Origin of the sequence: Mesorhizobium sp. M0772 (assembly GCF_040320135.1) — a bacterium.
Taxonomy (GTDB): domain Bacteria; phylum Pseudomonadota; class Alphaproteobacteria; order Rhizobiales; family Rhizobiaceae; genus Mesorhizobium.
Genome location: NZ_JAMYPB010000011.1, coordinates 108,167 through 134,593 on the forward strand (window position 1 = coordinate 108,167; position 26,427 = coordinate 134,593).

The following is a 26,427-nucleotide window of genomic DNA, read 5'->3' on the forward strand; positions in this document are numbered from 1 at the left end:
GCCCGAGGAGAGGCAAGCGGTGAATTTTTCGATGTCAGGCCGGCCTCGCGGCGTGGTCCTCAGCATCTGGCTTGCCGCTTCCTGCGCCGCGGTTCCGCTGGCGCTTGTCCTGACCAGCAACCCTGCCTATGCGCTGAGCGAGATCAAGCGCGAGGAGCTTCCAGCTCCTGCCGGGCCACCAGCCAATGGTGAGACGGCGCCGTCTGAAAATTCAGTGCCAATGCCCGATCTGCCCGGCACGGCGCCACCGGCCGCCAGCCAGCCGAAATCGCCCACGGAGCCCGAACAAAGCCAACCGGAAGCCCCCGCCAACGATGGCGGCGTGGCCAACCCGCGTGCCGATCCAGAAGCGCCGGTGCCCGAAGTCGTCTATGACCTTTCCAAATTGCCCGAGCCCGTCAGGCGCATGCGCGATCTGATGGTCGAGGCCTGCGTAAGCGGCGACATCGAGAAGCTGCGGCCGCTGATCGGCAAGGGCGACACCATGACCCAATTGTCGCTGGGCGAAATCGAGGGCGACCCGATCGCCTTCCTGAAAGGGCTATCGGGCGACAAGGAAGGTCAGGAAATCCTCGCTATCCTGGAAGAGGTGCTCAATGCCGGCTATGTCCATGTAGACGTCGGCACACCGCAGGAACTCTATGTCTGGCCATATTTCTTCGCCCTGCCGCTGGACAAGCTCAACGCCAGGCAGCGGGTCGAACTGTTCAAGATCGTCACCGCCGGCGACTATGACGACATGAAGCAGTTCGGCGGCTACATCTTCTACCGCGTCGGCATCACGCCGGCCGGGCAGTGGACATTCTTCGTCGCCGGGGATTGAACGGCGATTCCCCAGGGATGGCTACTGGCTAGGGCTAGAAAGCTCGAGGCCTGTGTCAGGCCATATGCGGATACCTTCATTTCGAAGGGCCGAAATCGCTTCGACCGCCGCGTTGGGATCCATTTGCAGCACCTCGGCGGCATGCCGCAATTCTTCCTTGTCCCGCAGCCTGTTTACCACCCAAGCCACCTTGCGCTCGATATCCACGCCATAGGCCGCCTTCGCCTTGCCAACAGCGTCGCTCGGGATTTCCTTATAGATGCCAACCAGCACTCCAAGATCGATGGCATCGCGATATGCAATTGCACGGTCCTGACATCGATCCGCGTTCGCCAGCAACTTCTCGGCAAACATATCCGCCGGGACCAGGGCGGATACATTCAGATCGTCGTCGAAATGGCCTCGCAGTTTTATGCGGCCTTCGCGTATGACTTCAAACTTGATCGTTTGGCCTTTCAACCGCACGATCGTCCGCAAGCCATATTGATCGATCTGGAAGTCCCGAACAGCCTCGACCGGCTCAGGAAAGAATGCTCTGACGCCACGTTCGGCTGCGGAGGTCCGCAATTCGCGATAGCCATCACTGTCGGCACACAGGAAGTCCACATCCAGTGAGCGGCGATATTCCCCGAATTTCATAACGATCGCAGTGCCACCGCCGAACCAGCACTGGTTTGCGGTCAGGAAATGGCGATCCATCAACCCGAGCGCTTCGGCAATGATCTGGTGCTCGGGCCTCTTGAATTCCATCATGACGCTCGCGGTGTGTCCTGTTGATATTCCGGCTGCGAGGAACGATCAGGTGAGGGAAATCAGCCGGCGGTCAAGAGCACGCCGTGACCGAATTTGTCTGCCAAACTTTGGATAAGCATCTTCTCACGCACAGTAAGACGCTTTTGATCGACAAACCGCCAATTACGCTCATACAGCGCAAATGCCTCTTCGGCCGGAATCGGGCGTGCCGCATCGCGGTTCCAGGCGAGCGCCTGGAGCTCCGGAAACTCGGCAGGGACAATCATGGGCGCGATATCTGCGTTCATAATGCCCTTAACGTAGTGGATAGCGCTTAAAAAATCCAACGCAGCAAGAAACCGCTAAGCCGGCAGCGCCTCGGAAAACTCTACCGGCCTGCCCTGCCCGGGCGTGACGATCTCGCCTTCCCACATCACGCGACGGCCGCGCACGATGGTGCCGATCGGCCAGCCGGTGACTTCCTTGCCGTCATAGGGCGTCCAGCCGGCCCTGGAGCCGGCTTGCGCATTGGTGATGGTCTCGCGCCGCTGGAGGTCGACAATGGTGAAATCGGCATCGTAGCCGGCGGCGATGCGGCCTTTCCTGGCCATGCCGAAGATGCGCTGTGGGCCATGGCTGGAGAGGTCGACGAAGCGCTGCAGGGTCAGCCGGCCTGAATTGACGTGGTCGAGCATGATCGGCACCAGCGTCTGCACCCCGGTCATCCCCGACGGTGAGGCCGGATAGGGCTTTGCCTTTTCGGCCAGCGTGTGGGGGGCGTGGTCGGAGCCGAGCACATCGACGATGCCTTGCGCAATGCCGTGCCAGACGCCGTCGCGATGGCGGGCCGCGCGAACCGGCGGATTCATCTGGATCAGCGTGCCCAGCCGCGCATAGTCGTCGGCGGTGAGCGTCAAATGGTGCGGCGTCGCCTCGCAGGTGGCGACATCCTTGTGCTGTTCGAGGAACACGATCTCTTCGGCAGTGGAGATGTGCAGGACATGGATGCGGGCGCGGGTGCTGCGCGCGATGCGCACCAGCCGCTCGGTGCAGCGCAAGGCCGCGATCTCGTCGCGCCAGACGGGGTGTGAGGACGGGTCGCCCTCGACGCGCAAGCCGAGGCGCTCGCGCAGCCGGAACTCGTCCTCCGAGTGAAAGGCGGCGCGGCGGCGGGTGTTGCGCAGGATCGATGCGACACCCTCGTCGTCCTCGACTAGCAGGTCGCCGGTGGACGAGCCCATGAACACCTTTATCCCGGCAGCACCCGGCAGCCGCTCGAGCTCACCGAGATCATCGGCATTCTCGCGCGTGCCGCCAACCCAGAAGGCGAAGTCGCAATGCATCCGGCTGGTGGCGCGGCGCACCTTGTCGGCAAGCGCCGCCTCGCTGGTGGTCAGCGGATTGGTGTTGGGCATTTCGAAGACGGCGGTGACCCCGCCCAGAACAGCGGCGCGAGATCCACTCTCGAGATCTTCCTTGTGCTCCAGCCCCGGCTCGCGAAAATGCACCTGGCTGTCAACGACGCCGGGCAGGACGTGCAGCCCGCGACAGTCGATCGCTTCGCCGGCCGAAGCTTGGCGAAGATCGCCCATTGCGACGATGCGACCACCCTTGACGCCGACATCGCGCGCGCCCTCGCCATCATGGTTGACCACCGTGCCGCCTGTCAGGATGAGGTCGTAGGTGGTGGCCATGGGCGTTCGGTCTCTTGCGGGGGGAGTATCGTCGGCTTACGTAAAGGCAGACTGTTTTGCAAGATCAGGTTCTTTGCCGCCCATGCCTTTTGCCCTGTTCAAAGACCGCGCCCTCATTTCCGTGTCAGGCCCGGATGCCGAGCATTTTTTGCAGAATATCCTCACCACCGACCTCGACACGCTGGCCGTCGACGCGGCAAAGCCAGGTGCGCTGCTTTCGCCGCAAGGCAAGATCCTGTTCGATTTCCTGATCTCGCGTAGCGGCGAGAACGCATTCCGGCTGGATTGCCGTGCCGACATCGCAGACGATTTCCTGCGCCGGCTGATGCTTTACAAGCTGCGCGCCAAGGCCGAGATTGCCAGGCAGGATCAAGTGCTTGTGACGGTTGGGTGGGGCGATGATTCAAGCGCTTCACAGTCTGATTCAACGGTACTTGCCGATGCCCGCTTCCGCGAGGTGGCTGTGAGCCGCTCCTATGGCGGCGCATCCGTAGGTGGCGATCCGGCTGCATGGCAGACGCTCCGCATCGCCAACGGCATTGCCGAAAGCGGTTCCGATTATCAGCTCGGCGATGCCTTCCCTCACGACGTGCTGCTCGACGAGACCGGCGGCGTCGGCTTCAAGAAAGGCTGCTATGTCGGCCAGGAAGTGGTCTCGCGCATGCAGCATCGCGGCACCGCCAGGCGGCGCGTGCTGATCGTTTCGGCCGACCGTGCCTTGCCCGCGCCCGGCACGGAGCTGACGGTTGCGGGGCGGCCGGTCGGCACGCTCGGTTCCAGCGCGGGCACGGCCGGACTCGCCATTGCCCGCATCGACCGGGTCAAGGCGGCGCTCGACGCTGGCCAGCCGGTACTGGCCGGTGATGTCACCGTCTCGCTCGCCATCCCGGCCTGGGCGCAGTTCAGCTTTCCCAGGGAAGCCATCGGCGCGGAGGATGCCTGATGGCTGCCGATCGCGTCGGAGCGCCACCCCGCGCGTGGCAGCGCATGCTGTCGGGACGGCGGCTCGACCTGCTCGACCCCTCGCCGCTCGACATCGAAATCTCCGACATCGCCCACGGGCTTGCCCGCGTCGCCCGCTGGAACGGCCAGACCCGCGGCGATCACGCCTTTTCGGTCGCCCAGCATTCGCTGCTGGTCGAGGCGCTATTCAGCGAGTTGCAGCCGGACGCCTCGGCCAATGCGCGGCTGGCAGCACTGCTGCATGACGCGCCGGAATATGTCATCGGCGACATGATCTCGCCGTTCAAATCGGTGATGGGCGGCTCCTACAAGGAGTGCGAGCTGCGCCTCCAGCGCGCCATCCATCAGCGCTTTTCCCTGCCGCCCGAACTCGGCGTCGGCTTGCGCAAGGAGATCAAGCGCGCCGACCAGATCGCCGCCTATTACGAGGCGACGCTGCTTGCCGGTTTCTCGACCGCAGAAGCAACCGAGTTCTTCGGCCGGCCGCGCGGCTTCAATGCCGACCGCTTCGACTTTACGCCGCACTCGGTGACCTCCGCGCAAGCTGCCTTCCTCAAACGCTACGCAACGCTTGAAAAGGAACGCCAGGCAACGGTTGCCGTGCATTCGGCGCAGTGAACATACGCTAAATTAACCAGCGGTAACCACAGTACCGGGTTTCGATCACGGTCAGCAGGCACGCCTCATGTCCGTTGCGCACGTCAAGGGTGGTTCGCCCGTCAGCAGACGGGGAGCCGGAGGCGTCGCCGCGCCACGGCAGATCGCCGACGAACTGCGCCACCAGAACGAGCGCTTTTCGGCGGCCGTCGAGAATATGTCGCACGGGCTGTGCATGTTCGACGCCGACGAGCGGATGATCATCTGCAACGGCAACTATATCAGCATCTTCTCCCTCGACGCGAAGATCGTGCGGCCCGGCATCGCGTTCCTGGACATTCTAAAGCACAGCGTCGACATCGGTGTCGCCTCACAGAGCGCCGAAGACCTGTATGCCATCCGCAAGCCCTATATCGAGCGCGCGCAAGCCTCGACCTACGAGGAAATACTGTCGGACGGACGTATCGTTTCCATCACGCACCGGCCGCTGGCCTCAGGCGGCTGGGTGTCGATCTATGAGGACATTACGGAGCAAAGGCGGGCCGAGCAGGAACTGAAGGAGCAGCACCGCCGCTTCGATGCGGCGCTCGCCAACATGTCGCAAGGCCTGTTGATGTACGACGCCGAAGGCACGCTGATCGTGCGCAACCAGCGCTTCCTCGACCTCTACAAGGTCACGCCTGACGACTTCCCGCTCGGCATGAGCCAGCGCGCCCTGCTCGAACAGATGGTGCGACTGCGCATCTATCCGTCGATGGACATTGACGGCGAGATCGCCAACACCAGAGCCAGCCTGCAGGCCGGTGAGGAGCGTTCGACAGACCGCAGCCTTGCCGATGGCCGAACGCTGCTGGTTGCGCGCCGGCCGCTTGCCGGTGGCGGCTGGGTGGCGACCTTCGAAGACATCACCGAGCGCCGGCGCGCCGAAGAGCGCATGAGCCACCTTGCCCATTACGACACGCTGACCGACCTGCCCAACCGCTCGATGTTTCGCGAACGGCTCGACCAGGCGATGGCCGGCGATACACCGTTGGCGATCTTCTCGCTCGACCTCGATCGCTTCAAGGCCGTTAACGACACCTGGGGACACCCGGCCGGTGACTGGCTGCTGAAATGCGTGGCGGAGCGGTTGCGGCACAGCCTGCGCAGCGACACCGATGTGGTCGCCCGCCTCGGTGGCGACGAGTTCGCCATCCTGCAGTTCAATCCCAAAGGCGCCACCGATGCGGAACAACTGGCAAAACGCATCGTCGCTGTCGTCAGCCAGCCGTTTCGCGACAAGGGCCGCGACATGCATGTCGGCATCAGCCTTGGCATCGCGCTGTATCCCGGTGACGGCAAGGACGCCGACACGCTTTTGAAGAACGCCGACATGGCGCTTTACAGCGGCAAGAGCGAAGGCCGCAACGTCTACCGCTTTTTCGAGCCCGGCATGGATGCCTTGGTGCGGGCGCGCCTGGCGCTCGAAACCGATCTCGAGACGGCACTGAAACGGCGGGAGTTCGTGCTGGAGTTCCAGCCGATCACCAACATCGCGTCGGGCAAGATCGTCGGCGCCGAAGCGTTGATGCGGTGGAATTCACCGACGCGCGGCCTGGTGGCGCCCGACGATTTCATCGCAGCCGCCGAAGACAGCGGGCTGATCGTTCCGCTGGGCGAATGGGCGCTGAAACAGGCCTGCAGCGTGGCCGCCGGCTGGCCGCCTGGAATGCGCATCGCCGTCAATGTCTCGGCAGTGCAGATCAGAAGCGCCGACTTTGCCCGCAGCGTGATTTCGGCGCTGGCCGTTTCCGGCGTGCCGGCCAGCCGGCTCGAACTGGAAATCACCGAGACCGTGCTGATGGATGAGAGCGAGACAGTGCTGAAGACGCTGAGACAGCTGCGCGAACTCGGTATCCGCATCGCGCTCGACGATTTCGGCACCGGCTATTCGTCGCTCGGCTATCTCAGGCGTTTTCCCGTCGACAAGATCAAGATCGACCGCTCCTTCATCCACGATATCGACAACAAGGACACGGCGGCGATCGTGCGCACGATCATCGGGCTTGGTGCCGAACTTGGCATCACTGTCACCGCCGAAGGCGTCGAGACCGAAGCGCAGCTCGACATATTGCGCAAGGCTGGCTGCGTCGAGGCGCAGGGCTTTCTGATCGGCATGCCGTCAAAGGCCGCCGACATGGCTCGACTTCTCAAGACGAGGGCAGCGTCCCGGCGCGCCTGAACATCCCCGGCGTCATTCCATGCGCGGCGCGGAAGGTGCGCGAGAGATGGCTTTGGTCGGAGAAGCCGGCCGCAAAGGCGGCACCGGCGAGATCTGAACCTTGCCGGATCAGCAGATCGGTACGGCGCAGCCTGCGGTCACGGATGAAGGCAGCAGGGGTGAGACCCAGCACTTTCCTGAAATCGCGGATAACTTGAAAGCGCGTCACGCCTGCGGCTTCAGCGAGCCGCTGCAAATCGAGGTCCGAGTTCAGATGGTCTTCGATGACCTGTTCATAGACCCGGAGCCGGCTTTTCGATCCGAAGCTTTCGACCGCCTCGCGCCGCCGGCCGCCCCAATCGCCATGGCGCAGGATGAGCTTGCGCAAGGCGATCAGCATGGATGTTTCGGCGCTCGTGGCATCACCCGATGTCGAAGCCAAGTGCGCGACGCCTACTGCCTGGACGAGATCGGCATCATCGACGATCGCTTGCGAAAACAACGGCGGGCGATCCTGCCCGAGTTCGTCCGCGATCGCACCCATGAGCGAGGCCGACGGATAGAAGGTGCGGTAAGCCCAACCCTGGTCGGCACCCGCCTCGCCGTCATGCCATATCTCCGGATTGACGAGCAGAACCGTGCCCGACGGCGCGAGGACAGTCTCGTTGCCGATGCGGACCCGCTCGCACCCTTGCGTGATCAGGGCGACGACATAGGTCGGGTGCGTGTGCAGCTGGTAGCGATGCCGCGTGAAGCGCGCCTTGAGCATGCCAAGATCGCGAAAGCGCGGATGACGCCAGAACTGCGTCGTCTCCTGAGGCTGTTGAATTCCAGACACGGTCAATCCTGTTCAAGACGCTGCCGGCGCAAATCCTTTACGTGCTGGCATCGACAAGGCCGAATTTACGATAGCCGGCAAGGAGAGCGCAATGCTGCACAACGACCCCATCGCCGCCCTCACCCCGCAGGTGGTGGAATGGCGGCATCACATCCACGCCAACCCCGAACTCGGTTTCCAAGAGTATGAGACCGCGCGCTTCGTCGCCGACAAGCTGCGCACCTTCGGGCTCGACGAGGTTCATGAAGGCAAAGGCGGCACCGGCGTGGTTGGCGTCCTCAGAGGACGACCAGGCGTGCGCGCCATCGGGCTTCGCGCCGAACTCGATGCCTTGCCCGTGCTGGAGAAGACAGGATTGCCATATGCGTCGAAGAAAGACGGCGTGATGCATGCCTGCGGCCACGACGGGCACATCGCGATGCTGCTCGGCGCCGCCAAGCTGCTCGCCGACAACAGAGCCTTCGACGGCACCGTCTGTTTCATCTTCCAGCCGGCGGAAGAAAATGAAGGCGGCGCCATGCGGATGATCGAGGACGGACTGTTCGAGCGCTTCCCCGTGGAAGCCGTCTACGCCGTCCACAACTGGCCGGGGCTGCCGCTCGGAAAGATCGCGGCCCGTGCCGGGTCGATGATGGCGGCCGTCGACACTTTCGAACTGAACTTTGAGGGGACCGGCGCGCATGCCGCCATGCCGCAGCTAGGCGACGATCCCGTGCTCGCGGCCGGCGTCTTCGTTCAAGCCGTGCAGCGCATCGTCAGCCGTTCGGTCGACCCGCAAATGGCGCTGGTCGTTTCGATCACCCAGATCCATGGCGGCAATGTCGGCAACATCGTGCCGGGCAAGGTCTGGCTGCAGGGAACCTGCCGCTTTTTCGAGCCCACTTTGTCGGACCATTGCGAAAGGCTGATCGGCGACATCGCGCAAGGCATTGCCTCGGCGCATGCACTCACCGCCAAGCTCGCCTACAAGAAAGGCTACCCGCCGCTGGTCAACACGTCGGCTGCCACTGACCGGGCCGTCCAGGCGGCAACCGCGGTTGTCGGCCGCGAGCAGGTCGAGACCGCATTCAACCCGAGCCTCGGCTGCGAGGATTTTGCCTACATGGTCCGCGAAGCCGGCGGCTGCTATGCCTGGGTCGGCGCAGGAGCGGTCAGACCGGGCGAAGGGCTGCACGGCGATCGCTATGTCTTCAACGACGCCATCGTCCCCACCGTGCTCCGCTATTTCGTCACGCTCGTTGAGCAGACGCTACGCTGACGGCCGAGCGCCTCAGCGCAAGGTCTCGACGTATTTCTCGTGGAAGCTGACATAGCCGGGTTCGACGACTTTGAGATGGCGCTCGATCAGCTGGTGGAAGGCCGGCAGCTGATGGAAGGGCACGCCGGGATTGGCGTGGTGCTCGGCGTGATACGGCATGTTCCAGGCGACTTTGCGCACCAGCCAGTTGGTCAGCGTGGTGCGGGTGTTTTCCAGCATGTTGGCGACAAGCGGGCAGCGGCCATGCTCGGCCAGCAGATAGAGCCTGAGGAAGGGCGGGCCGAGCAGCGCCGGCATGATCCAGACATAGAGCAGTACACTTGCCTCGAACCACAGGGCTAGCGCGGCGACCACGACATAGAAAGCGATCATGGCGCGGGCTTCAGTGCGCACCTTGGGCAGGCCTTTCGGCGGCACGTAGCTGTCGTGGCAGCCGCCAATCGCGTTGGTGTAGAGTGTCTGCAAATGCCCCCACCACACCGGCAGGCCCGAGACGTGGACGATGTATTGCCGCATCGTCTCCGGTTTCGGGAAGGCGAGTTCCGGATCGTTCTCGGGATCCTGGGTGAAACGGTGATGGGCGAAGTGGAAATAGCGAAACCAGTCGGCGGGCAGCGCGATCGCCAGGCTGCAGACCCTTGCGGCGGCATCGTTGAGCCACTGCGTCTCGAACGCCGTCCTGTGCACCGTCTCATGCAGCAGCGTGAACAGGAAGACGATAAGAATGCCTTGCGGCAACATCAACAGCGGCCAGTACGACACCTTGGCCGCAATCAGCCCGCCGATAGCCACAATCGCGCCGAGATGGAAGGCGAGTTGGACCAGACCCGGCCCGTCCGACTTGCCGGTCAGGCGGCTGCGCTGCTCATTGGTCAGGAACGCGATGACGTCGCGATGGTCTCTGGGTTCAAACTGGGCCGATACGGTCATGGCGCCAAGCTACTCGAATAAGAAAGCTTTCGAAAAACGAGGATTTCTGCGACATAGATAAGCTTACCTTACTATCGGATAGCCCATGACCGCGCTTCCTTCCCTGAGAGGACTTCAAGCCTTCGAGGCGGCGGCGCGCTCGGGGAGTTTCGCCGCAGCGGCGGATGAGCTCTCGATCTCGGCGGCTGCGGTCAGCCAGCTCATTCGCACCGTCGAGGAGCAGATGGGTCGAAAACTGTTCCATCGCGTCAACCGCCGCGTGGTGCTGACGGAAGCCGGCGTCGAGATGCTGCCCCGGCTGACCCTGGCTTTTCGGGAGATCGGCAGCATCGCGCGTGGCAGCGATGCCTTCCGCCCGCGGCTTGTCATATCGGTGCCGCCGTCCATGGCGATGGGCTGGCTTTCCGAACGCCTCGCCGGCTTTGTCGCCAGCCACGGCGCCGTCGACATATCCCTGCGCGGCGATGACGATCCGGTGCCGTTCGACCGCGAACTGATCGACATCCGGCTGTCCTTCGGCCCGCACTATCGTGAACACCCGAGCGAGGAGATCGTCAGGGACGCCGTCTACCCCGTCTGCGCGCCAGAACTCACCGCCAAAACCGACAGCCTCGCCGGCCTGCCACTGATTCACACCGACTGGGGACCGACCGGCGCGTCGTTTCCGTCTTGGCGCACATGGTTCGAGGCGGCGGGCATAGAGCCCGGCCGCACAGTGCAGCGCGGCCTGTCGGCGAACTCGTCGCGGGCAGCGCTCGACCTTGCCATTTCAGGGCTGGGCGTGGCGCTGGCGCAAGGCATTTATTGCGCCGGGGCGCTGGAATTGGGCCGTTTGGTCCGGGCTAATGCCCTATCGATCGCGCTGCGTCAGCCCTATTGCCTGACGATCCCGGAACGCAGTGCAAGGCGCGACCTGGTGGCGGCGTTTCGCAATTGGCTGATTGAGGAATGCCGGCGGTCGGTGGGTTCGCCGGTGCTCGGCTGATGGCCCGAACTGCTCAGAGATGGCCGGCCAGTGCGGCGACCATGTCCTTGTTCGTCGCCACGGGAATGATCTCGAACTCCACCAGGTCAGACCATTCGATGACCCAGCGCTGCAGCAGCGTGACTTCATCGGCCTCGACCAGCAGGAAGCAGCGGCTCATATCAGCCGCGATCCAGGAGTGGTGCACGACAAGCGCGTCCGGCTTCAATCTGCCGCGCTCGCCGAAACGGCGGTAGATCTCCTTGCGGTCGCTGCCGGTGAAATCCTCGATGACGATGAACTGCATTTTTCCCCCTCGGTTGAATTACCGCCCGGGGGCGGCAAACTAACGCCCGGGACGGTCCAGCCGCTCCAGGAACCATTGCGTCAGCCGCACCCAGACTTCGTCCTTTTCGCCGGAATCCTCCCAGCCATGGTCGAGGTTCGGGTTGTCGTTGACCTCGATGACGAAGACGCCATCCTTGGTTTCCTTGAGATCGACGCCGTAAAGCCCGTCGCCGATGCAGCGCGCCGCCTTCACCGCGGTGTCGACGACATGCGGCGGCGTCTCTTTCAGCGTGAAGGTCTTGATGCCGCCCTGGTCGGGCTTGCCGCTGGCCTTGTGGTTGACGATCTGCCAGTGTTTTTTCGCCATCAGATAATGCACGGCAAACAGCGGCTGCCCGCCGAGCACGCCGACGCGCCAGTCATATTCGGTCGGGATGAATTTCTGCGCGATCAGGAGATCGGAATCCTCCAGCCACTCGGTGGCGAGCGTCTTCAGTTCTTCGAAGTTGCCGCATTTCTTGACGCCGCGCGAGAACGATGAATCCGGGATCTTCAGCACCAGCGGAAAGCCCAGCGTCTGCGCCGCCAGTTCGAGGTCCGAGGTGCCGGCTATCATCACCGTCGGCGGCACCGGCACCTTGTTGTAGGCCATCAGTTCGTTGAGATAGACCTTGTTGGTGCAGCGGATCATCGACAGCGGGTCGTCGATCACCGGCATGCCTTCCTGCTGGGCGCGGCGCGCGAAGCGGTAGGTGTGGTTTGAGATCGAGGTGGTCTCGCGGATGAACAGCGCGTCGTAATTGGCGAGCTTGGCCAGGTCCTTCCTGGTGATCGGCTCGATTTCGACGCCCATCTTTTCGGCGATCTTGGCCCAGTAGCGCAGCGAGGAAATCTCCGACGGCGGCAGTTCCTCATGCGGATCGACCAGCGTGGCGAAGGTGTACCGTGCCGGGGTGCGGCCCTTGGTGTCGCGCCACTCGCGGTTGGTGTACGTCTCGAGCGCCTGCACGAATAAGGCTTCTTCCTCCTCGGCCATCCTGGCGAGCGGCAGGAAGCCGATCTTGCGGATCGAAGCCCATTCGGCGCTGTCCTTGATGTGAACCTCAAGCGCCGGAGCGCGGAACCAGTCGAACAACAGCTTGGCGAAGCGGTCCCAGACCTTCGACGGTCCGATGCCGAAGAAGATGCAGATTTTTTGCGGGAAAACGCCTCCGAGATCCTTGCGGCATTTGTTGAGCGCCAGCTCCAGTTCCGGCAGCGCGTGCTCGTAGAGCTTGCGCTCGGACAGGTCGATCATCGTCTCGACCGTCGGGATGACCTTGTGGCCGCGCGAACCGGCGAGCAGAGAGGCATAATAGCCGCGGCTCTGGTAGGCGTAATTGTTCGACAGGTTGATGACCTTCGGCTGCTGGCCGCGAAACAGCGCCGGATGCGCAAGATAGTCACGGTTGGTGATGATCTTGTGCGGCGTCGCCGCCGGGTCGAGATCGTTCTGACGGCCGGTGAGGATGACCCAGGTCATTGTTATCAGCGTTTCCCAAGAGTGATGGCAGCACGCAGTCCGTCGCGGCCGAATTGCGCCATGTTCATGAAGATGCCGTGCGGCACGGGAATGTTGGCGGCATCGAGGATGGTCTCCTGTCTTTCGTCCTCGACCCAGGGATCGTGGATCAGGATGTGGTCGCCATCGTCGCCGATAGCCAGCACCCAATGCGGCACCTTCTTGCCGAACATCAGGAAGCCGCTGATCAGCACCAGCACCAGTTTTCCCTGAGCCAGGGCGCCGCGGATATCATCGATGGTGAACGGACGGTAATTCACCGGGATGCCGTAAAGTTCCGCGCGGCGGCGAAAGTCCACCTGGGCAAGTTCCATCACCCGGCGCTTGTCGTCGCTGCGCACCGATTGCAAGAACAGCGCGCCATAGAAGGACACGAAGATTTCCGCCGCAAGCCCGCTTTCGTAGCCGGAAACCGCAAGGCCGAAGGGCTCGCAGCCGCCCGGGCCGGACATCATGAACACGGTCGTTGCCTCGCGCCATAGGCGGATTTCCATGACCGGATCGGGCACGAAGCCGGAATCGAAATTGGCCATCGCCATCATCAGGCAGCATGGACCGCAGGTGAACTCGCAGGTCTGCTGGTAGAACGGGACTTTGGTGGCGACCGGAATATCGCCGCGCAAGGTCTTTTCGTAGCGCAGCGCGGTGGCGCCATCCTCGTAATAGTGAGGCTCGCGACCGATCTTGCGGTAGCCGCTCTGCTCATAGATGCCGATGGCGCGAAGATTGTCCTCGCGCACTTCGAGGCGCAACATCATGCGGTCGTGCTCGAAGGCAGCTTCTTCGGCCGCTGCAAGCAGCATGCGGCCAATGCCGCGGCCGCTGAAAAACGGGCTGGTGGCAAGCGAATAGAGCCGGGCGACGCCGCTGCCCTTGCGAAACAGCACGATGGCGTAGCCGGCGACACGGCCATCGCTTTCGGCGACCAGCATCTCGGCTGTCTCGCGTTCGATCAACAGGCGGAAGGAGCGCCGGGAAATGCGGTCACTGGAAAAGACCGCCTTCTCGATGGCGGCGAGGTCATCGACGTCGGACGCGCGGGCCTTGCGAATCTCGGCAGGCATGCGGGTTTGGAAAACCTCGATTGGGTGGAGGAAAAGGCCGCGGTCAAAAACGTCGCAAACATCAGCCGAAAGGCTGATATCCATCAAGCGCTATCGCACTTCGAATAGGGCCGAATTGTGACACTTTCTACCCAGGCGCATTCCCGAAACGGAATGCGCTTAACTGGCGATACCCGCCAGAAGCTGACCGTAGGCGCGCTTGGCGACCGCAGCCAGTTGCTCGCGCGGCAGCGAGCCGACGACGGCGCAGGCATAGCCCTTGTCCAGCCAGTAGACCGCCTCGGGGCCGTCGGCCTCGGCCATGTAGGTGCCCTTGGACTTGGCTGAGGAATCAGCGGTAACGAACAAGGAGATGCGCTGACCCTTGGCGTCCTCGTAAAGCAGCATCGCTGCCTTGCCCTGGCCGGCGGGCAGCAGCCGGCCGCCAACCAGCTGGAAGCCTTCCGCCACCAGATCCGGCGCCACCAGTTTCAGGCCGACGCGGTTGGACAGCCAGGTCTGCAGGTGATCCTTGTCGCTTGCCGGCACTTCCACCGCATGGCGCTGTTCGGCGGCATAGATGACATGGGCGGCGATCGCCTCTTCGGCCAGTTGGTCATCGGCGCCATCTTCCCTGCCGATGCCGTCGATGCCGGCAAAATAGCCGCCAAGACCGCCGATGACGAGCACTGCGGCCGCCGCGGCCGCAAGCCACCAGCGCGACTGCCGCGCCGCCGCTTTGGTCGCGCCTTCACCGCTAACGATCTGCTTGAACAGCACCGGCACGGGCTCGTCGAGCACACCGGCAAAGGCGGCGCGCAACGCGGCGCGGTCGGCGGTGTAGCGGGCGCTTTTCGCCTTCATTTCGGGATTGGCGTCGATCCAGGCGTCGTAGGCGGCGCGCTCGTCGCCCGGCAGCTCGCCGTCGAGAGCCATGTGGATATCGCGTTCGGAAAAATCGCGGCGGGTCATTTCTCGACGATCCTTATCGAGCGGCGGCGCGCCGTGTCATCGAGCAGGCTGCGCAGCTCCTCGCGTCCGCGCGCTATGCGCGACATCAGCGTGCCGGCGGGCACGCCGAGAATGTTGGCGGCTTCGGCATAGGAGAATCCTTCGATGGCGACGATGACGAGAGCGGCGCGACGGTCGGGGCTGATCGCCTGCAATGCGTCGATGATCTCGCGCGAGGCGGCGTTCTCCGCCTGCTCGGCGGGGACTGCCTGCGCCTCGTTTGCGTCAAGCGGTAGGATCGTCGCCTCACCGCGCCGGTTCACCTTGCGCATCTGATCGATGAACAAATGATGCATGATCGTAAACAGCCACCTCCGGGGGCTTTCTCCCGTCTGCCAGCTTTCAAGCCGCAAGAGCGCTCGTTCGAGGCAATCCTGGACGAGATCGTCAGCGGATTCGCGGTCGCGCAGAAGCGAGCGTGCGTAGCGGCGCAGGCGCGGTATTTCGCCAAGGATTGCTGCCTTCTTTTCGTCCATGACCGCTGGTTCTGAGGTCGCCCTTGTTTAACCCGATTGAACGCGCCTTCCCGGCGCGGCGCAAGCGGCCAGCGCGAAGCGGTCTGCCGCCCCGGTCACCCAAGCAGTGAGATAACGAGTTGATCGGCTAAATTATTCCCCGCAATCAACAAAAGGGCCGAATTATCCTAAATCGGTCAGTGCGAAATCATGGCCTTTGTACAGCAGTGGAAGATCGCGGCTTTTCGCGCAGGCGTAAGCAAAACAGTCCCCGAGATTCAGATCCGCCTTGTGGCCAACGGCTTTGCCGTAACGGGCGCTCGCGTCAATGGCCCGAGAGCCGATGTTGTCGTCAATGGCCAGACTCTCTCCCATGATCTCCACAATGAACTCATCGATCAGATCGCGGGCATGGAGAAGGGCTTCAGCGCTGGGTCTGCGCGGGCCGGCGCCGGCCCTTGCCAATGCCTGTGTTGCTTCGAAGTGAACCAACGGAGAAACCCAGACCTGCCCGGAAAAACCGGATAGCTGCTTCAGCAATTCCTCCCACCCAGGTCCCTGGTTGAGAATGGCGACGATCACCGACGCGTCGACAAACATCAGTCTTCCCACAGCTCGTCGGTGAACTTCTTCATATCGAAGTCGGGATTGGGCAGGCCAAGCTTCCTGGCCCTGTCCTGAAGACTGGCGATCCGATCGCGCAGCGGCACCTTCGCTCGATTGCGCTCAAGTTCGTGCACGAGCGCGACCCTCACCGCCTCCGTTTTGCTCGGAGCGTTCGTCTCGCGTTGCAATCTGCTGGCCAGCGCATCCACTTCGTCGTCGCGGATATAGAGCGGCATTGAATATCCTCCGTTGGATATTCATTTATTCCACCTCGTATATCACTTCAAGTTGCAGCGTTGGCCTCCCTCGCCGCCCGCGTCAGCAGCCGCTGGTAGAACAGGCCGATGCCGATCAGCACGGCGCCAAGACCGATGAACGACAGCGCCCTGAGCACGCCTTCCAGTTCCGACATGTCGAACAGGAAGACTTTTACCACGGCAATCGCGATCAGCGCCGCCGAGGCAATGCGCAGCACCTGCGACTTCAGCCAGACGCCGGCGGTCAGCAGCACGACGCCGATGATCAGCCAGAGCGCCGAATAGGTGTAGGTCTCAAGCTGCCCGAGGCCGCTCCACAGGCCGATGAACTCGCCCTTGAACACGCGCCTGACCGACAGTGTGGCGTAGGCGAAGACAAGCAATGCCGCCACCACCGCCAGCATCTGCGCATACCATGGCGGCCGCTTGTCCCTGGCATAGAGCGCCAGCCCGCCGGCGGCTATGGCCGGCAACAGGTAAGCCAGGAACAAGAGGTTGAACACCGGGATCTGGCCGGTCGACTCGTCGGTGAACAGCGGATTGAGCACCAGGAAATGCTGGAGGACGATGAAGGCGACCGAGAGCACGCCGGCGGCCATCGAGCCGTAGCGCAGCACAGAGCTTGGCGAGCGCATGTCGATTGCCAACAGTATTGCGCCGGCGCCGATGGCGATCAGCGTATAGATCGCCTGTTCGGCGAGCGTCACCGGGCCGGTGTCGATGACGCCACCATGCATGGCGTGGCGCACCAGCATGGCAACGGTGAGCAGCGCAAACAGGGCTGCACCCGCCTCCATCGCTAGGCGCGGCCGGCCATTGCCAGTTGTTGGTAGTGCGGGGGTGGTACGCGCGAGTTGCCAGGCGGCAAAGCCGAAGGCTAGCGCCGGTACGCCGTATCCCGGCAGCAGCCAGTTGAACACCGGCGTCGTCGTCAGGAACTCGGCGCCGACGATGGTCGGATCGAAGGCGACGCGGCCGAGCACGGCGACGACCGCGCCGACCGAAATCCAGCCCAGCACGGGATAAGAACGCCAACGCGTCGCCAGCGCCGGCACGATGGCGGCAACGCCGGCAAGCAACGTGGTCCAGCCGGAACCGAAGGCCATGTGCAGCATCAGGAGCCCGGCCAGAGCCGAGCCGCAAAGCGCGAAGGAGACGGCGACGTCGCCCTTGAGCGGCGGCTGTTCGGCGCGCGCAATCCATTCGCCGCCGGCGGCGAAGACGACGACCAGAAGGGCAGCTATCGCTGCGTAGACAAGGTCGCGGTCGAGATTGCCGTAGGCGAGCCACAGCGTCAGCAGAATAAGCAGCGGCGCAGCGACGCCCCATGCCGCCCAGCATGCCGCGCGGACCCGTGCTGAGGCGGCGAAGCGGCGTGCGGCCCAGAAGCCGGCGCCGATGAAGACCAGGCCGAGGCCAATGCCGATGCGCAGCGTCAACGGATTTCCGGCCGCCACCGGCATGCCGTCAAAGCCGATATTCCCCTGGGTTATGTCGGAGCCGATGGTGGTGGGCGGAATGATGCCGAGATGGATCATCACGCTCACCACGCCGGCGGCATGCAGCAGCGGCAGCGCGCGCGGCCGGTAGAGTGCGGTGCCGACAAGGGCGACGAGGACGAAGGCGCCCGGCAAGGCGCCACCGGCGGCGACCAGCGTCGTGTCGACCGACAGGCCCAGCGCTGAAAACGCAACGAAAACGCCAGGCACGATCGAGGGCCAGTCGAAGCCCGCCTTTGCAGGTTCCGCTTCGCCGCCACGACTGCCCAGCCAAATAAAGGCAAGCACCGCCAGCGTCACCGCGTCGATGAACAGGATGACGGCAAGGTCGGCGACGAGCGTACTCATCATGTAGGCGATGGTCCAGGCGCCGGTGCCGAAGAAGGCGGCCGCAATCAGGAATTTCCAGTCGCGTATGCGGGAGATCACGGCTGTGGCGGCAAGCACGATCGCCAGGTAGACGAACAGCGCCCATGGGTTGGGCGCCTGCGAGGACACAAGCGCCGGCGTCGCCATCGAGCCGACAAGGCCGATGCCGGCCAGGGCCTGACCATGGACGAGAGCGGCGACAATGGTCGCTAAGCCGATGGCGCCGAGCACGGTGAAGGCGAAGGCCGGGCCGACGAAACCGTAAATGGCGTGCGCGGCATAGACCGCACCGAACAGGATGAAGGCGCCGGCAGCCGTCAGGATCGCCGGAATATAGGCGCCTGCAGCCCCTTGCACCGGCACCTTGAAGCCGGTGCGGCGGATGAACTCGCTGCCGCCGATCAGCACCAGGCCGAGCAGCGCCGCCAGGGACAGCCGCACTTCGGGGCCGAAAATGCCGGCCTCGATGGTGTAGCGGATCAGGAACAGGCCGCCCAAAGCCAATGCGACGCCGCCGACCCAGACCGCCCATCGTGTGCCAAGCGCGGTTTCGACCTCGGACTGGCGGGCTCCCTTCGCCGTGGCGGCAGGCGCGGATCCGGTGAATGCCGCCTTGGCCGCGGCTGACAGTTCTGGCACGGCCACGCTGGTGGCCGCTTCGGCCTCGGCGGCCGGTGCCTGGGCATGTGCCGCGTCGGCTGTTGTTGGCGAAGCTATGTCGGCAACTGGTGCGCTAGCGTGAGCGGCATCCGCCGGTGCGCTTGCAGCCTGCTCGACCGGTTTGGCAACGGGCGGTGTCGCATGCACTCCGGACAGAACCAGGCTGCGCAGCGCTCCGAGCTCGCGCTCGATCAGACTGACGCGGCCCTGCTGGCGCAAGACGAGGACAAAAAGCACGATAACGACGACGGCGCCAATCAGGCTTTCAAACATGGCGGTTCCCCCAAACCAGGCCAGTTTTCACTGACAATTGCGGCGGCCACACGGCCACCCCAGATGGCTATTCAAGTCACGCCACCGCAATGGTGGCCGAAAAGAAGTTATCGAGCATGTTTCGTCGGCAAACTCCAGCGGCCTACGGTCTTTATCCTCACCCATCATCTGAGATGGCCAGGAATGGCACGCCGCCGCCACTTGCCAAGCAGCCATGCTATCCTCGGATGAACTACGAGGAAATCGAATGCCGAAACGAAGTGCGGGGCTGCTGATCCACCGGACAAAAGCCGGCATTCTCGAGTTTTTACTCGTCCATCCCGGCGGCCCTTTCTGGGCAAGGAAGGATGAAGGCGCCTGGTCGATCCCCAAGGGCCTCGTCGATGACAATGAAGATGAGTTGGCCGCCGCCCGGCGCGAGGTCGGGGAAGAACTCGGCGTCGCGATCGATGGGGATTTCGAACCTGTCGGCAGCTATCGGCAAGCCAGCGGCAAGATCGTCATCGCCTGGAGTGTCGAGGCGGATATCGACGCCGATGCCGTCAAAAGCAACATGTTCACGATGGAATGGCCGCCACGATCTGGCTCGTTGAAGGAATTTCCCGAAGTCGACAGGGCCGGCTGGTTTTCCTTGGCCGAGGCCAGCCGCAAGATCCTCGGCGGTCAGCGCGCCATCCTCGATGATTTCATGGAGCATCGCAAAGCCGGCTGAGGCTCTTGCCCTACGAGTACCCCCACCCTAACCCTCCCCACAAGGGGGAGGGAATGCTGCCGCATGCAGCTTTTGGTGTGAACCTGGACGGTTTGCGGAGGTCAGCACCCACCGAGTCTCCCTCCCCCTTCTGGCGCAGCGTCTGCCGTAAGGGCGGCCTTGCCGCCCGAATGATGCTTGCGCAAGGCGGCGAGGAAGCCGGCACGGGCATCGGGCTGTTCGATGCCGCGCGGCTCGTAGACATGGCGGGTGAAAAAGAAACCGGTCAGATGGAAGGCGTCCTCGAGTGCCGCGTGGTCCGCCCGCAAGCCGGAGCCGCGCCGCAGGAAGGCCGGCAGCGCCAGCATCTTGTCGCGCCATGGCGCGCCGGCCTGGCGCGAAACCGCGCGGCCGGATTTCGGCGAGACATAGGCCAGATCCTGCCTGGCGCCGGTCGCCGCGCACTGGCTGAGATCGAGGCCGAAGCCGAGTTCGTCGAGGATGAGCAGTTCGAAGCGCGCCACCAGTTCCCCGGCGGCATCCGAATCGTCCAGATGGGCGATCATCACGGCAAGCGTCTCATACAGGCCGCCATGGGCGTCGCGCTCCGGCAGGAGCCTGAGATGCGCGGCCATGGTCTGCAGGCCGTAGACGGCGACTGCGCTGTCCATCAACCGGGCGGCATTCATCTCGATCGCCTCGGCCTGGAAGGTGCCGAGATGCTCGTCGAGGCGTGCCCGCCACAAAAGGTCGACGCGGTTGCCGGGCTGCAGCACCGGCTGCTGCTTGCGCGAGCGCCCGCCGCGCACCAGGCCGAGATGGCGGCCATGCGCACGCGTCATTACCTCGAGAATGGCGCTGGTTTCGCCATGCTTGCGGGTGCCGAGTATGATTCCCTCGTCGCGCCATTCCATGGCAGGAGCTTGTCACCGGTTGCGTGGCTAAATCAAGATTTTGGCGCGCCGCGTGCGATCTGTGCTGACATTGGATCCCCACACATCGTCGAAAGGCTCTGATCACGCGAATTCCCGGTGATCGGCCAGGACGTCGTCGATGACGCGGCGCGATCGCTCGGCTTCGGCCTGGTTGGCGTCGTGTCCGGCAACCGTGATCAGCGCCTTCCACAGCGTCCAGCCGCGGCCGCGCGCCCAGGTCGCTTCATCGACGTCGATGGCGGCGCGGAACGCCTCCCGGCTCTCGCCCTGGAAGAACGTCCAGGCGATCGCCAGGTCGCAAGAGGGATCGCCGATGCCTGAGGTGCCGAAGTCGATGATGGCGCTCAAACGGCCGTTTTGGACCAGAAGGTTGCCCCAGGCGACGTCGCCGTGAAACCAGACGGGCGACCCTTGCCAGGTGGCGGCAAGGGCCGCATCCCAGACAGCGGTGGCCGCCTGGGTGTCGATCTGCCCCTCCAGCGCCTGGAGTGCTTCCCTTGTCTGGTTGTCATACACGCTCGGCGATCCGCCGCGGAAGAAATTGTGCTGGCCCGCGGGCGGCCCGCCCGCCGGATCGGTCCGCCGGAGCGCAATGAGGAACTTGGCCAGATCGACCGCGAACTGTGGGCGATCGGCGATTTCGGCGGTCTTGGCTGTTTCGCCGTCGATCCAGCGGTAGACGGACCAATGCCAGGGGTAGCCCTCCCCGGGCTCGCCCATCGTCAGTGGAACCGGGACCGGCAGCGGCAGAAGCGGCGCCAGCCTGGGCAGCCAGCGGTGCTCTTTTTCGACCTGCAAGGCATATGGTGCGGCACTCGGCAGCCGCACAGTCATATCATTGCCGAGGTGGAAGGTTCGGTTGTCCCAACCGCCAAACGTCACCGGGCTCACCGGCAGATGCCGCCATTGCGGAAACTGCGCGTTGACCAGCCGGCGCACGAGATCGGTATCGATGGTCGGTTTTGGATCAGGCATGTCATCGTCTCAAACTGCCGGGCGGCATTTCTAGACGATGAAGCTCAATGGGGAAACTCAAGCCCCATCTCGCGGTAGCGCTCGGGGTCGTCGCCCCAGTTTTCACGCACTTTGACGAACAAGAACAGGTGCACTTTCTGCTCGAGAATGCCGGCTATTTCCATGCGCGCCGACTGGCCGATGGCGCGGATGGTCTCGCCCTTGTGGCCGAGCACGATCTTCTTCTGGCTGTCGCGCTCGACATAGATGGTCTGGTCGATGCGCACCGAGCCGTCCGGTTTCTCTTCCCATTTCTCGGTCTCGATATGCGAGGAATAGGGCAACTCCTGATGCAGCCGCAGATACAGCTTCTCGCGGGTGATCTCGGCGGCCAGTTGGCGCATCGGCAGGTCCGAGATCTGGTCTTCCGGATAGTACCAGGGGCCGACCGGCAGCGCTTGCGCGAGATAGTCGAGCAAATCCTTGCAGCCGGAGCCGGTCAGCGCCGAGACCATGAAGGTGCGCTTGAACGGCACCTTTTCGTTTGCTGCCGCGGCCAGGGCCAGCAGCGCCTCGTGCTTGACCCGGTCGACCTTGTTGAGGATCAGCACCATCGGCTGGCGGACGTCCTTCAGCCGCTCGAGGATGGCGTCGGCGTCACCCCTGATGCCGCGCTCGGCATCGATCAGCAGCAACACGATATCGGCGTCCTTGGCGCCACCCCAGGCGGTGGTCACCATGGCGGTGTCGAGCCGGCGCTTCGGCTTGAAGATGCCGGGCGTGTCGACAAAGACGATCTGCGCGTTGTCATGCGTGGCGATGCCGCGCACGATGGCGCGGGTGGTCTGCACCTTGTGGGTGACGATCGACACCTTGGCGCCGACCAGCTGGTTGACCAGCGTCGACTTGCCGGCATTGGGGGCACCGATCAGGGCGACGAAGCCGGAGTGTGTGGCAGTGGCCTCCGCTGCCGGAGGGAGATCTTCGCTGCCGGTCATGCCGCACTCCCTTGGTTGGCCCAGATGCCTTCGCGCGTAAGAAACGCCGATGCCGCCGCTTCTTCGGCTGCGCGGCGAGAGCCGCCCGTGCCGCTCGCCGGCGCAAAACCGCCGACCTTCACGGACACCGTGAAAACCGGTTGATGTTCAGGTCCTTCTCGTTTCTCGATCGCGTATTCGGGCCTGACATCGCTGGTCTTGGCGATCCATTCCTGCAGGTCGGATTTCGGATTGGGCGGCTTGGCCACCACCTTTTGCGAGCGCGGCTCCCAGTAGCGCAGGACGAATTGCCTTGCGGCATCAAGGCCGCCGTCGATATAGACCGCCGCGATCAGCGCCTCGACCGCATCCGCCAGATAGTTTCCGCCCGAGCCGCGCGAGCGCGCCTTCAAGGCAGCGTCGGCCCGAACCAGATCTTCGAGCTGCATTTCAATGCCGATCTCGGAGCATGTCCGCGCATCGACCAGGGCATTGAAGCGCGGGGCGATTTCACCTTCCGGCGCCTCAGGAAACTTTTCGAAAAGCAGGTCGGCAACGATCAGGCCGAGCACGCGGTCGCCAAGGAATTCGAGGCGCTGGTTGTTGCTGCTTGCCTTGACCGCGCTGGAATGAGTCAGCGCGGTCTCGAGCAAACGGACGTCCCGGAAGGAATGGCCGGTTTTGGCTGTCACCAAATCGGCCAGAGTCTCACCCGTCGGGCGCTTCAAAGCCATCAATTTACGAAATGGAACAGGCGCGACAGGCGCACGAGCGACGGCCATTTCCAGATCTCGAGGGGGCTCGCCTTCCCGGCGATCGAGAAGAAGACGATGTTGGCGCGGCCGACAAGGTTCTCCGCCGGCACGTAGCCAACGCTGAGGCGGCTGTCGGAGGAATTGTCGCGGTTGTCGCCCATCATGAAATAGTTGCCGGGGGGCACGACGAACTCGCGGGTGTTGTCGGTGATCGAATTCGGTGTCAGGTCGAGCGTGTCGTAGCTGACGCCGTTGGGCAGGGTCTCGCGATAGACGTCGACCGGCTCAGGCACTTCCGTGATATCAGGATTTTGTATCTGGCCGGTTTTCACACGAGGCACGCCCTGGCCGTTGATGAACAATTGGCCGTCCTTCATCTGGATCTTGTCGCCGGGCAGGCCGACGACGCGCTTGATGTAGTCGAGCGACGGATCCGGCGGGAACTTGAAGACCACCACGTCGCCGCGCTTCGGATCGGAACCCCAGATGCGGCCGGAAAAGATGTCGGGGCCAAATGGCAGCGAATAGCGCGAGAAGCCGTAGGACCATTTGGTGACGAACAGATAGTCGCCTTCGAGCAAGGTCGGCCGCATAGAGCCGGACGGAATCGAGAAGGGCTGGAACAGCAAGGTGCGGATGACCATGGCCAGCAGCAAAGCCTGGATGATGACGCTGACGATTTCGCCAAGCCCGCCGGATTTCTTCTCGGATTTTTCAGCCACGCTCATGTCGTCCTCGATTGTGCGTTGGATGGTATAGAGTCTCGGCGCGCGCTGGGCAACGTCAAGTCGGCGTTAGATAGCGGTCGTCTGATGCAATCAATGTGGCGCTTGTTCGGCGGGCAACGCCTCGATGATCACAAAGGCTTGAGCAAGCGGGAAATCATCGGTGATTGTGAGGTGGATCGCCGCTCTGTGCCCCTGTGGCAGGATTTTGGCCAGCCGTGCCGCCGCTCCCCCGGTCAGCGCCATGGTCGGCGCGCCGCTGGGCAGGTTGGCGACCCCCATGTCGCGCCAGAACACGCCCTGCGCCAGGCCGGTGCCAAGCGCCTTGGCGCAGGCCTCCTTGGCGGCGAAGCGCTTGGCATAGGAGGCGGCGCGGCCCTTGCGGCCTTCCGAGCGGACCTGTTCGACCTCGGTGTAGATGCGCTGGATGAAGCGCTGACCATGCCGTTCCAGCGACTTTTCGATGCGTCTGATGTCGATCAGGTCGCTGCCGATGCCGATGATCATTCCGCCGGAACTTCCCGTCCGCGGTGCCCGGCCTTATGCGCCCGCTCTGCCATGCGCTTCCTGCGCTGCTCGCGAAAGGCTGTCATCCCCCAGCGGGTGATACCGTAGAAGATCAGCCCGAAGATCAGGCCGAGCGGCACAGCGCCGATCAGCATCGGCTCGAGCACCGGATGCCACAGTTTTGCAAACGACAGCGTGTGCATCATCTCACCAAGATGCGCAGGCGGTCCGTTCTTGGGCAGGCGCTCATGCAGGATCAGCTTGCCGACTTCCCAGGACGCTCCCCACAGCAGCGGGAAAGTCAGCGGATTGCCGAAGAATACCGCGCCGAGGGCGGCGGCCACCAGATTGCCGGCGACCACCCAGCAGAGCACGGCGGCGACGGCGAAATGGAAGCCGAGCGGAAAGAAGGAGGCGAAAACGCCGGCCGCGACGCCGGCCGCGACCGCATGCGGTGTCGCCTTCAGCCGCAGGATGCGCTTAGAGAAATATTGCAACGAGCGCGAAAACGAGCGGCGCGGCCACAGATAGGTACGCACCCGCTCCAGAATGCCATCAGGCTTTCGGCGTCGAAAAAGCACTCTGTTCCAGTTCCCGGTTCATCACGCCCAAATTGCAACCATCCCTGGCGGGGCGCGGTCGCTCCATCTTGCGCTTCGAGGGCGCAGAAAGGCAACAACGACATTGATATAGCGACTGCCTTGCGGCGGAACAATGAAACGCCGCCGCGATGGTCTGCCGCAGGCGGGTAACAAGAGCGCCATTGGGGCGAAACTGAGGACAAACACAACATCCAAGCGAGACTTTCATGACGACGATCAGGCCTGCCCGGGAAGACGACGCCGAGGCGGATAGAACTATTCCCGATATTCGCTGACTTCGACCAAATTGCTGTCCGGGTCGCGGAAATAGACCGACATCATCGTGCCGCGGGCGCCGGTGCGCTCGACCGGGCCGACTTCGATGGCAACGCCATTGGCTTCGAGACTGGCGCAAATCTCGGCAAGCGGCCTTGCGGCGACCAGGCAGAAATCGCCGGAGCCAGGCATCGGCGTCTTGGCTTTCGGTTCAAAAGTGTGCGTTGCCTGATGCAGATTGATCTTCTGCGATCCGAACAGCAACGCCGTCGGCCGCTCCGGCTCGTCGAGGCGCTTCAGGCCAAGCACCCGCTGGTAGAAGGCGCAGCTGTCCTCCACCGAGCGGACCGTCAGCACGAAATGATCGATGCCGGCGATCATTGTGATGTCCCCTAGATGTTGCGGCTTCCTGGCTTAACGGCGGGAATGGCGGCAAGTTCCGGCGGCAGGCGGTCGGCGGGATAGGCCGGGACCTCGTATTCGGCAAGCGCGATCAGCGGCACGCCGACATTGGTCTTGCCGGCCGAGCGGTCGATGATGCAGGCCGCCGCCACGACCTCGGCGCCAATCGCGCGCAGGCAGTCGATGGTTTCGCGGATCGAAAGACCAGTGGTGACGATGTCCTCGACGATGACGACGCGCGAGCCGGCAGCGATCTCAAAGCGGCGCAGCCTGAACTCGCCGCCTTCGCGCTCCACCCAGATTGCAGGCACACCGAGATGGCGCGACGTCTCATAGGCCGGGATCAGGCCGCCGATCGCCGGGCCGACGACGTAGTCGATCTTGCTCGGCACCGCCTTGCGGATCTTTTCGGCCAGCGCCTTGCAAAGCCGCTCGGTCTTGTCGGCATGCATGAAGACGCGCGCCTTCTGCAGGAAGACCGGGCTGCGCAGACCCGACGTCAGGATGAAATGTCCCTCCAGAACAGCGCCCGCCTCGCGGAAAATGCCCAGCACCTCGTCGGTATTCATAACTCGCCCCATGTCCATGGTGAATGGTGAATGG

29 protein-coding genes are annotated in these 26,427 nt (G+C 63.5%); 7 read left to right on the forward strand and 22 right to left on the reverse strand.

Annotated features, from left to right (window positions below; all coding sequences use genetic code 11):
* Positions 1-19: 19 nt before the first annotated feature.
* Positions 20-823 carry a hypothetical protein gene (locus tag NKI06_RS10530; protein WP_352985171.1) on the forward strand — a complete coding sequence of 268 codons (804 nt, stop codon included), beginning with the start codon at positions 20-22 and terminating at the stop codon, positions 821-823.
* A gap of 21 nt (positions 824-844) precedes the next feature.
* Here NKI06_RS10530 and NKI06_RS10535 read toward each other — a convergent pair whose 3' ends face one another.
* The 3 genes from NKI06_RS10535 to NKI06_RS10545 form a co-directional block, all read right to left on the reverse strand.
* Entirely contained in the window at positions 845-1,573 is a 729-nt protein-coding gene (locus NKI06_RS10535; protein WP_023684480.1) for a nucleotidyl transferase AbiEii/AbiGii toxin family protein, read from the reverse strand.
* Between the two features lie 62 nt (positions 1,574-1,635).
* The gene (locus NKI06_RS10540) at positions 1,636-1,863 is read right to left on the reverse strand and encodes a hypothetical protein (RefSeq protein ID WP_027049982.1); all 228 of its coding nucleotides are present in this window, start codon (positions 1,861-1,863) and stop codon (positions 1,636-1,638) included.
* A gap of 54 nt (positions 1,864-1,917) precedes the next feature.
* The gene (locus tag NKI06_RS10545) at positions 1,918-3,249 is read right to left on the reverse strand and encodes a dihydroorotase (protein ID WP_352985173.1); all 1,332 of its coding nucleotides are present in this window, start codon (positions 3,247-3,249) and stop codon (positions 1,918-1,920) included.
* Between the two features lie 82 nt (positions 3,250-3,331).
* On the opposite strand from NKI06_RS10545, the gene ygfZ reads away from it, so the two are divergent.
* The 3 genes from ygfZ (at position 3,332) to NKI06_RS10560 (ending at position 7,030) form a co-directional block, all read left to right on the forward strand.
* Positions 3,332-4,192, forward strand: coding sequence for a CAF17-like 4Fe-4S cluster assembly/insertion protein YgfZ (ygfZ, locus tag NKI06_RS10550; protein WP_352985175.1), 861 nt, complete (start codon positions 3,332-3,334; stop codon positions 4,190-4,192).
* A complete protein-coding gene (locus NKI06_RS10555; RefSeq protein ID WP_352985177.1) occupies positions 4,192-4,830 on the forward strand; it encodes an HD domain-containing protein in 639 nt (212 codons plus the stop codon). The genes ygfZ and NKI06_RS10555 overlap by 1 nt, the downstream gene beginning before the upstream one ends.
* Before the next feature lie 67 nt (positions 4,831-4,897).
* Positions 4,898-7,030, forward strand: a complete 2,133-nt coding sequence (locus NKI06_RS10560) for a putative bifunctional diguanylate cyclase/phosphodiesterase (RefSeq protein WP_023738577.1) — start codon at positions 4,898-4,900, stop codon at positions 7,028-7,030.
* Here the strand turns inward: NKI06_RS10560 and NKI06_RS10565 are convergent.
* Positions 6,999-7,847 carry an AraC family transcriptional regulator gene (locus NKI06_RS10565; protein WP_352985180.1) on the reverse strand — a complete coding sequence of 283 codons (849 nt, stop codon included), beginning with the start codon at positions 7,845-7,847 and terminating at the stop codon, positions 6,999-7,001. The two genes, NKI06_RS10560 and NKI06_RS10565, sit on opposite strands and share 32 nt — an antisense overlap.
* Before the next feature lie 91 nt (positions 7,848-7,938).
* Between NKI06_RS10565 and NKI06_RS10570 the strand changes: the two genes are divergently transcribed.
* The gene (locus tag NKI06_RS10570) at positions 7,939-9,105 is read left to right on the forward strand and encodes an amidohydrolase (protein WP_352985182.1); all 1,167 of its coding nucleotides are present in this window, start codon (positions 7,939-7,941) and stop codon (positions 9,103-9,105) included.
* Between the two features lie 12 nt (positions 9,106-9,117).
* Here the strand turns inward: NKI06_RS10570 and NKI06_RS10575 are convergent, their stop codons facing one another.
* Positions 9,118-10,035: a fatty acid desaturase family protein gene (locus tag NKI06_RS10575; protein ID WP_352985184.1), complete on the reverse strand. Its 918-nt coding sequence runs from the start codon at positions 10,033-10,035 to the stop codon at positions 9,118-9,120.
* Between the two features lie 85 nt (positions 10,036-10,120).
* On the opposite strand from NKI06_RS10575, the gene NKI06_RS10580 reads away from it, so the two are divergent.
* The gene (locus NKI06_RS10580) at positions 10,121-11,020 is read left to right on the forward strand and encodes a LysR substrate-binding domain-containing protein (RefSeq protein ID WP_352985186.1); all 900 of its coding nucleotides are present in this window, start codon (positions 10,121-10,123) and stop codon (positions 11,018-11,020) included.
* Between the two features lie 13 nt (positions 11,021-11,033).
* On the opposite strand, the gene NKI06_RS10585 is transcribed toward NKI06_RS10580, so the two are convergent.
* The 8 genes from NKI06_RS10585 to NKI06_RS10620 all read right to left on the reverse strand — a co-directional run bounded on the left by NKI06_RS10585 (position 11,034) and on the right by NKI06_RS10620 (position 19,021).
* Positions 11,034-11,306, reverse strand: coding sequence for a DUF3303 domain-containing protein (locus NKI06_RS10585; protein ID WP_352985188.1), 273 nt, complete (start codon positions 11,304-11,306; stop codon positions 11,034-11,036).
* Positions 11,307-11,345: 39 nt separating this feature from the next.
* The gene (locus tag NKI06_RS10590; RefSeq protein ID WP_023692866.1) at positions 11,346-12,809 is read right to left on the reverse strand and encodes a RimK family ATP-grasp domain-containing protein; all 1,464 of its coding nucleotides are present in this window, start codon (positions 12,807-12,809) and stop codon (positions 11,346-11,348) included.
* 5 nt (positions 12,810-12,814) lie between these two features.
* Positions 12,815-13,912 carry a peptidase C39 family protein gene (locus NKI06_RS10595; RefSeq protein WP_023692865.1) on the reverse strand — a complete coding sequence of 366 codons (1,098 nt, stop codon included), beginning with the start codon at positions 13,910-13,912 and terminating at the stop codon, positions 12,815-12,817.
* A 159-nt stretch (positions 13,913-14,071) separates the two neighbouring features.
* Positions 14,072-14,863: an anti-sigma factor family protein gene (locus NKI06_RS10600; protein WP_023670251.1), complete on the reverse strand. Its 792-nt coding sequence runs from the start codon at positions 14,861-14,863 to the stop codon at positions 14,072-14,074.
* Positions 14,860-15,378, reverse strand: coding sequence for a sigma-70 family RNA polymerase sigma factor (locus tag NKI06_RS10605; RefSeq protein WP_352985190.1), 519 nt, complete (start codon positions 15,376-15,378; stop codon positions 14,860-14,862). The genes NKI06_RS10600 and NKI06_RS10605 overlap by 4 nt, the downstream gene beginning before the upstream one ends.
* Positions 15,379-15,540: 162 nt before the next feature.
* On the reverse strand, positions 15,541-15,957 hold the full coding sequence (locus tag NKI06_RS10610; RefSeq protein ID WP_352985192.1) for a type II toxin-antitoxin system VapC family toxin: 417 nt from the start codon (positions 15,955-15,957) through the stop codon (positions 15,541-15,543).
* Complete coding sequence (locus NKI06_RS10615; RefSeq protein ID WP_023687289.1) at positions 15,957-16,199, reverse strand: type II toxin-antitoxin system VapB family antitoxin; 243 nt, start codon at positions 16,197-16,199, stop codon at positions 15,957-15,959. Before NKI06_RS10615 ends, NKI06_RS10610 begins: the two co-directional genes overlap by 1 nt.
* 47 nt (positions 16,200-16,246) lie before the next feature.
* Positions 16,247-19,021: a DUF2339 domain-containing protein gene (locus NKI06_RS10620; RefSeq protein WP_352985195.1), complete on the reverse strand. Its 2,775-nt coding sequence runs from the start codon at positions 19,019-19,021 to the stop codon at positions 16,247-16,249.
* A 247-nt stretch (positions 19,022-19,268) separates the two neighbouring features.
* Here NKI06_RS10620 and NKI06_RS10625 point away from each other — a divergent pair, with 247 nt between their 5' ends.
* Positions 19,269-19,733, forward strand: coding sequence for an NUDIX hydrolase (locus NKI06_RS10625; RefSeq protein ID WP_352443840.1), 465 nt, complete (start codon positions 19,269-19,271; stop codon positions 19,731-19,733).
* 101 nt (positions 19,734-19,834) lie between these two features.
* Here the strand turns inward: NKI06_RS10625 and recO are convergent, their stop codons facing one another.
* The 9 genes from recO to pyrE all read right to left on the reverse strand — a co-directional run bounded on the left by recO (position 19,835) and on the right by pyrE (position 26,393).
* Positions 19,835-20,626, reverse strand: a complete 792-nt coding sequence (gene recO / locus NKI06_RS10630) for a DNA repair protein RecO (RefSeq protein WP_023670245.1) — start codon at positions 20,624-20,626, stop codon at positions 19,835-19,837.
* Positions 20,627-20,728: 102 nt separating this feature from the next.
* On the reverse strand, positions 20,729-21,622 hold the full coding sequence (locus NKI06_RS10635; RefSeq protein WP_352985197.1) for an aminoglycoside phosphotransferase family protein: 894 nt from the start codon (positions 21,620-21,622) through the stop codon (positions 20,729-20,731).
* A gap of 44 nt (positions 21,623-21,666) precedes the next feature.
* Positions 21,667-22,599 carry a GTPase Era gene (era, locus tag NKI06_RS10640; RefSeq protein ID WP_023727567.1) on the reverse strand — a complete coding sequence of 311 codons (933 nt, stop codon included), beginning with the start codon at positions 22,597-22,599 and terminating at the stop codon, positions 21,667-21,669.
* The gene (gene rnc, locus NKI06_RS10645; RefSeq protein WP_023684493.1) at positions 22,596-23,312 is read right to left on the reverse strand and encodes a ribonuclease III; all 717 of its coding nucleotides are present in this window, start codon (positions 23,310-23,312) and stop codon (positions 22,596-22,598) included. The genes era and rnc overlap by 4 nt, the downstream gene beginning before the upstream one ends.
* Positions 23,312-24,061, reverse strand: coding sequence for a signal peptidase I (gene lepB / locus NKI06_RS10650; protein WP_023670241.1), 750 nt, complete (start codon positions 24,059-24,061; stop codon positions 23,312-23,314). Before lepB ends, rnc begins: the two co-directional genes overlap by 1 nt.
* 90 nt (positions 24,062-24,151) lie before the next feature.
* A complete protein-coding gene (gene acpS / locus NKI06_RS10655) occupies positions 24,152-24,565 on the reverse strand; it encodes a holo-ACP synthase (protein ID WP_023670240.1) in 414 nt (137 codons plus the stop codon).
* The gene (locus NKI06_RS10660; RefSeq protein ID WP_023670239.1) at positions 24,562-25,146 is read right to left on the reverse strand and encodes a DUF2062 domain-containing protein; all 585 of its coding nucleotides are present in this window, start codon (positions 25,144-25,146) and stop codon (positions 24,562-24,564) included. The genes acpS and NKI06_RS10660 overlap by 4 nt, the downstream gene beginning before the upstream one ends.
* Positions 25,147-25,422: 276 nt before the next feature.
* Positions 25,423-25,803, reverse strand: coding sequence for a VOC family protein (locus NKI06_RS10665; RefSeq protein WP_023835278.1), 381 nt, complete (start codon positions 25,801-25,803; stop codon positions 25,423-25,425).
* An 11-nt stretch (positions 25,804-25,814) separates the two neighbouring features.
* On the reverse strand, positions 25,815-26,393 hold the full coding sequence (gene pyrE / locus NKI06_RS10670) for an orotate phosphoribosyltransferase (protein ID WP_023753082.1): 579 nt from the start codon (positions 26,391-26,393) through the stop codon (positions 25,815-25,817).
* Positions 26,394-26,427 lie beyond the last annotated feature (34 nt).